Source organism: Bradyrhizobium sp. P2_E8 (assembly GCF_056403875.1).
Window position 1 is genome coordinate 1 of the sequence record NZ_JBFUES010000394.1, and the last position, 6,460, is coordinate 6,460.

Consider the following 6,460-nt stretch of genomic DNA (forward strand, 5'->3'; position numbering starts at 1 on the left):
TGCCGTAGCAGGCGCGAGCACATCATCGGCGTCAGCGTCAGCGAGACCACGGCCGAGGTCACGACCGCGATCGTCAGCGTCAGCGCGAATTCGCGGAACATGCGTCCGACGAGGCCCGACATGAACAAGAGCGGGATGAACACCGCGATCAGCGATACCGTCAGCGAGATCACCGTGAAGCCGATTTCGCTGGCGCCCTTCAGCGAGGCTTCCATCGGGCCGTCACCGTTCTCCATGTGGCGGACGATGTTCTCGATCATCACGATGGCGTCGTCGACCACGAAACCGGTGCCGATCGTCAGCGCCATGAGCGACAGATTGTCGAGACTGAAGCCGGCAAAATACATGATGCCGAAGCTCGTGATCAGCGACAGCGGCAGCGCGACGCCCGCGATCAGCGTGGCCCTGAGCGAGCGCAGGAACAACAGCACCACCAGCGTCACCAGCACGACGCTGAGGATCAGCGTGAACTGCACGTCGCGCACCGATGCGCGGATGGTCACGGTGCGGTCGGAGACGATGGTGAGGTTCACACCGGCCGGAATGGCGCGCTGGACCTTCGGGATTTCGGCGCGGATCTGGCTGACGACGTCGATGACATTGGCGCCGGGCTGGCGCTGGATGTCGATGATGACCGCCGGCGTGCCCTGGTACCAGCCACCGGTGCGGTCGTTCTCCAGGCCATCGACGATCTGCGCGACGTCGGCGATCGTGACCGGCGAGCCGTTGCGGTAGGCGATGATGACAGGCTTGTAGGCGTCGGCGGCGGCGATCTGGTCGTTGGCCGCGATGATGTAGGATTGCTGCGCGCCGTCGAGCGAGCCTTTCGGCCCGGAGACGTTGGCATTGGCGATCGCAGTGCGCAGGTCTTCCATGGCGATGCCATAGGCGGCAAGGCGCGCCAGATCCGCCTGGATGCGCACGGCCGGTTTCAACCCGCCGAGCACGGAGACGCGCCCGACGCCCGAGATCTGGCTCAAACGTTGCGCCAGAAGCGTATCGGCGATGTCGCTCATCGCCCGCAGCGAGATCGTGTCCGAACGCAGCGCCAGCGTCATGACCGGCGCATCCGCCGGGTTCACCTTGGCGTAGGTCGGCGGATAAGGCAGCGTCTTGGGCAGCACGCCGGCGGCCGCATTGATCGCGGCCTGCACGTCCTGGGTCGCGCCGTCGATGTCGCGGTTGAGGTCGAACTGGAGCGAGATCTGGCTGACGCCGAACGAGCTCGTCGAGTTCATCGCCGACAGCGACGGGATCTGGCCGAGCTGCCGCTCCAGCGGCGCGGTGATCAGCGAGGCGATCACGTCGGGGCTGGCGCCCGGCAGCTGCGTCGTCACCTGCACGGTCGGGAAGTCGACCTGCGGCAGCGCCGAGACCGGGAGCGAGAAATAGCCCAGCAACCCGCCGATCAGGAGCGCGATGCCGAGCAGCGAGGTCGCGATGGGACGGCGGATGAAGGGTTCGGAGACTCCCATGGGATGCGCCTGCCGCTCAGGCGGCTGTTGTCGGGATCATGGCTGCTTGGCTCCACTTCCCGTTGCCCCAGGTCCTGGTGCCGGCCCGGTCTGTCCTTTCTGGTCGCCTTCGGTGCTGCTCCGCTTGGCGCGGGGCTCGCCGTCCTTACCCTGTCCGTCTTTTTGGCCGTCCTTCTGTCCGTCCTTGGCGCCATCCTTTTTCTGAGCGTCCGGCCCGCGCGAGCGCTTGCGCGGCGCGAGGTCGGCCGACGGCGTCTGGTCGTCGCGTCCGACGACGACCTTGGAGCCATCGGACAGATTGGCAAAGCCTGTCGTCACGACACGGTCGTTCGCCGACAGGCCGCTGGCGATCACCGCGTCGTGCTCATTCTGCTGCGTTACCGTCACGGGCTTGGCCGAAGCGACGTTGTCTTCGCCGATGACATAGCTGAAGGTGCCGATCGGACCGCGCTGCACCGCCGATGTCGGGACGACCAGCGCCTGCATCAAGGTCTCGACCTTGAGGCGGACATTGACGAACTGGCCCGGCCAGAGCTGGTAATTGGCGTTGGGGAACTCAGCCTTGAGCCTGAGCGTGCCGGTGGTCTGGTCGACCTGGTTGTCGATGCCGGTCAGCTTGCCGGTGTCGATCACGGTGACGCCGTCATTGCCGAACACGTCGACTGCGAGCGCGCCCTTGGCGGCGGCCGCGTTGACCCGCATGATCTGCTGCTGCGGCAGGCTGAACCACACCGCGATCGGCTGCAATTGCGTGATCACCACGAGACCCGTGGTGTCGGACGCGTGGATGATGTTGCCCTGGTCGACCTGGCGCAGGCCGGCGCGCCCGGAGATCGGCGCAACGATCTTGGTATAGCTCAGCGTCGCCGCCGCATTGTCGATCGCAGCCTGGTCGGCCTTGACCAGCGCCTCGGTCTGCGCGACCAGCGCGCGCTGGGTGTCGGCCTGCTGCTTGGAGCCGGCGTTGGAGGCGGCGAGCTGCTCGTAGCGCGTCAAATCGATGCGCTGGTTGGCGAGCTGGGCCTGGTCTTGCGCTTTCTTGGCGACCGCCTGATCGTAGGTCGCCTGATAGAGCGCGGGATCGATCTCGCCGACCACGTCGCCCTTCTTGACGTCCTGGCCTTCGGTGAAATTGACCGCGATCAGCTTGCCGTCGACCTGCGAGCGCACTGTCACGGTGTTGAGCGCGCGGATCGCGCCGACGCCGTCGAGATAGACCGGGACATCCAGGATGCGGGGCGTTGCCGCCAGCACCGGCACCGGCAGGTCGGGCCGCTGGTTGCGGCCGTTCGCCTGCTGCGGCTGCTGATGCCACACGGTCCAGCCGAGATAGCCGAGGCCGCCGAGGATCGCGAGCGTGACCAGAGTCAAGATGAAGCCGCCGCGCGACGATTTCCTCATCGTCCCCGCCTTCGCGTCATCCTTCTTATCCGGCTTAAAGAGCATTGACCGGTTTCTCCATCCTCGGTTCCCAGCCGCCGCCGAGCGCCTGATACAGGCTGACGATGGCGAGAAGCCGTGCGAGTTGGGCCTGCGACAGCGCGTCTTCCGCCTGGAACAGGGTCAGCTGGGTGTTGAGCACGGTCACGATGTCGGCGGTGCCGGCGCGCAATTGCTGCTCCGACAGATCGAAGGCGCGGCGTGAGGCGGTGACGACATCGCGCTGCAATTGCAGCTTGATCGTGGTCTGCTTGATCGAGAACAGCGCATTGTCGACGTCGGCGAAGGCCTGAACGATGGTCTTGCGGTAGGTCTGGAGCAGTTCGTCCTGCCGCGCCTTGGCAAATTCGAAATTACCGAGGATCTTGCCGCCGTCGAAGATCGGCTGCGTCGCACTGCCGACGAGCTGGAAGAAGGCCGCATGCGGCTGGAACAGCGATACCAGCGCCGAGCTCTGATAGCCGCCATTGCCGGTGAGCTGGATGGTTGGAAAGAACTGCGCGCGGGCATTGCCGATGTTCGCGGTCGCAGACGCGAGCTGCGCCTCCTGCCGGCGGATGTCCGGCCGCTGCGTCAGCAGCTCCGACGGCAGGCCGGGCGTCACGCGCGGGATCGCAATCCGGTCCAGGGAGCCGCCGAGCACGCGCACGCTCTCCGGCGGCCGCGACACCAGCACGGCGAGTGCGTTGACGTTCTGGTCGAGGGTCTGGCGCAGCGGCGGCACCAGCGCCTTCTGGTTGGCGAGCACGCTCTCCTGCTGGGCGACGTCGAGATCGGTGCCGGTGCCGGCCTTGCGACGCTCTTTGACGGCATCGAGGATGCGTTGCGCGCTCGCGATGTTGCGCTGTGAGGTCCGGATGCGATCCTGCGAGGTCAGCACCTGGAAATAGGCGTTGGCGACGCCCGCAAGCGTCGTCAGCGCGACCGTGTCGCGATCGAAGCGGTTGGCGTGCGCCGTCTCTTCCGCCGTCTGGAGTGCGTCGCGGTTCTGGCCCCAGAAGTCGAGCTGGTAGCTCGCGCTGAGCGAGGCCTGGTAATTGACGACCTCACGGCCGCCATTGGTGAGCCCCGAGGCTGATGAACCGGAGGTGCGCGAATAGGTCTCCTGACCAGTGCCCGACAGGCTCGGCAGCAGCGCCGCGCCCGCCTGCCGCGCCTGGGCGTCCGCCTGGACGATGCGCGAGACGGCGGCGGCGATGTCGAGGTTGACGGTCTGCGCTTCCTCCATCAACTGCGTCAGCTCGGCGGAACGGAAGCCGCGCCACCAATCCAGCGACGGCGGCGCATCCCCCTTCCCGGCGTATTTGTACTGCGCGGGAACATCGAGCGCGGGATCCGGAAGATCCTGCGTCAGCATGCAGGCACCTGAACTGGTGGCGAGGCACAGCACTCCGAGCCAGCGCGCCGCACGACGCGTCCGGGACGCAGAACCTAGAGACCGCCGCAGGACGATCGCCGGAACATGCTGTGTCACATCCACCCCCCACCGGGCAGATCGAGCCGCCACCGCACAGCCGGATTAACCGATTCGCGGCGGGACAGTCGGGGGGCTTTCTGCAACTCGTTCACAGGTGATGCTTTCAGCGGAACCTTGAGATTCATCCTAGCCGGGCGCGGAACAGCGGGACAGTCCCGCAGGTGCGAGATGGCGGCCCGAATGCGTCGATATCCGCGCCACGAAAGTGCAAGATATGGCTGTCTTGCAGAGACTTCTCGTATTTTCCTGCCGTCACGAAGCGGATTCAAGCTTACCAAGATTTCATGTGATATCGGCGCCACACCCGCTCGGATCCGTTTGATCCGGCTGCGCATTGGCCGGCAACAAGCTCTATGCGGCTTAAGCTCCACCTGAAAGCGTGGCGAGCCATTCTCACCAAGCCGTCAACGATCGAGAAGGAATACGCAGCTGTTGCGCAGGTGGTCGTCCCCATCCCCCGGCCGGCGGAAATTTGGCGCGAGGGTTGGCCGCAACGACCATTATCTTCCATGCCCTGACAGTTGTCCGACAAATCATGCCACCGAGATGCGGCACCGCAGCTCCTCGCTGAACTTTCCCCAAAATATGATTGCCTGAGCGGTCACTTCCGCCCGTTTCGCCGCAGCGCAAAAGCCTTTCCCTTTGGTCTCCCAGGCACTAGGTTCTGGCCAACCTGATCAACCCCTTGCCAGCGATTTCCCCCTGACATGACCATTCGAAACGACGTTGTCGAAGCCATTGGCAACACCCCGCTKATCAAGCTCAAGCGCGCCTCGGAGGCGACCGGCTGCACCATTCTTGGGAAGGCCGAGTTCATGAATCCCGGCCAGTCGGTGAAGGACCGCGCCGGCAAGTGGATGATCCTGGAGGCCGAGAAGCGCGGCGAGCTCAAGCCCGGCGGTCTCGTGGTGGAAGCAACCGCCGGCAACACCGGCATCGGGCTCGCGGTCGTGGCGAGTGCCCGCGGCTACCGCACGCTGATCGTGATCCCGGAGACGCAGAGCCAGGAGAAGAAGGACTTTCTCAAGCTGTGCGGCGCCGAGCTGATCGAGGTGCCGGCCCTTCCCTACGCCAATCCCAACAGCTACCAGCATGTCGGCCGCCGGCTCGCCGACGAGCTGCGCAAGACCGAGCCCAATGGCGTGCTGTTCGCCGACCAGTGGAACAACCTCGACAATGCGAAAGCGCATTACGAGTCCACGGGGCCGGAGATCTGGGAGCAGACCGGCGGCAAGATCGACGGGTTCGTCTGCTCGGTCGGCAGCGGCGGCACGCTCGCCGGCGTCAGCCGCTTTCTGAAGGAAAAGAACAAGAACGTCCGGATCGCCTGTGCCGACCCGCATGGCGCTGGCATGTTCGAGTACTTCAGGACCGGCGAAGCCAAGGCGACGCCGGGCGGTTCGATCACCGAAGGTATCGGCCTCAACCGGGCGACCGCGATCGTCGAGGGCGCGAAGGTCGATGACGCCTATCTCATTGCCGACACCGACGCCGTCACGGTGATCTACGACCTGCTCCAGCACGAGGGCCTGTGCCTCGGCGGCTCGACCGGGATCAACATCGCCGGCGCGATGCGGCTGGCCAAGCAGCTCGGGCCCGGCAAGACCATCGTCACCGTGCTCTGCGATTCCGGCAGCCGCTATCAGTCGAAACTGTTCAATGCGGACTTCATGCGCGCCAAGAACCTTCCGGTGCCGGAATGGCTGGAGAAGCGCAGCAACATCAAGCCGCCGTTCGTCTGATCGTCGCGGTTCGGCCGGGTCACGCCACGTCGCCGCGTTCCGAAGCCGCGGCACAATAGTCGCTCCAGAACTGGCGGTAACCCGCTTCGAGCTCTCGCGTGTAGATCTCGACATTGCCGGCGCGCGAGGCCGCGATCCGAGCCGGCAGCTCCGCGCGCAACTTCGCCAGATGGGCGGGCTGCGCTGCATATTTGCAGGCGATCGCGGCGTAACCCTCGTCATCCTCTGCGACCCAGTCGCCAAGGCCGACGGCGGTCACGATGGAGGCACCGGCGCGCGAGGAGGCGCCGTTGCCGAGTTTGGCGATGACCGGAACGCCCGCATAG

General features: G+C 65.5%; 5 protein-coding genes. 1 reads left to right on the forward strand and 4 read right to left on the reverse strand.

What is annotated here, in order from left to right:
* The 3 genes from AC1D00_RS21430 to AC1D00_RS21440 all read right to left on the reverse strand — a co-directional run.
* Positions 1–1,475 (reverse strand): efflux RND transporter permease subunit (locus tag AC1D00_RS21430; protein ID WP_477012038.1); only part of this gene is annotated, 1,475 nt, incomplete at its 3' end.
* Between the two features lie 36 nt (positions 1,476–1,511).
* On the reverse strand, positions 1,512–2,921 hold the full coding sequence (locus AC1D00_RS21435) for an efflux RND transporter periplasmic adaptor subunit (protein WP_477012039.1): 1,410 nt from the start codon (positions 2,919–2,921) through the stop codon (positions 1,512–1,514).
* Complete coding sequence (locus tag AC1D00_RS21440; protein ID WP_477012040.1) at positions 2,911–4,395, reverse strand: efflux transporter outer membrane subunit; 1,485 nt, start codon at positions 4,393–4,395, stop codon at positions 2,911–2,913. Before AC1D00_RS21440 ends, AC1D00_RS21435 begins: the two co-directional genes overlap by 11 nt.
* 704 nt (positions 4,396–5,099) lie before the next feature.
* On the opposite strand from AC1D00_RS21440, the gene AC1D00_RS21445 reads away from it, so the two are divergent.
* Complete coding sequence (locus AC1D00_RS21445; RefSeq protein ID WP_477012041.1) at positions 5,100–6,134, forward strand: cysteine synthase A; 1,035 nt, start codon at positions 5,100–5,102, stop codon at positions 6,132–6,134.
* Between the two features lie 19 nt (positions 6,135–6,153).
* Here the strand turns inward: AC1D00_RS21445 and AC1D00_RS21450 are convergent.
* Positions 6,154–6,460 (reverse strand): O-linked N-acetylglucosamine transferase family protein (locus AC1D00_RS21450; RefSeq protein WP_477012042.1); only part of this gene is annotated, 307 nt, incomplete at its 5' end.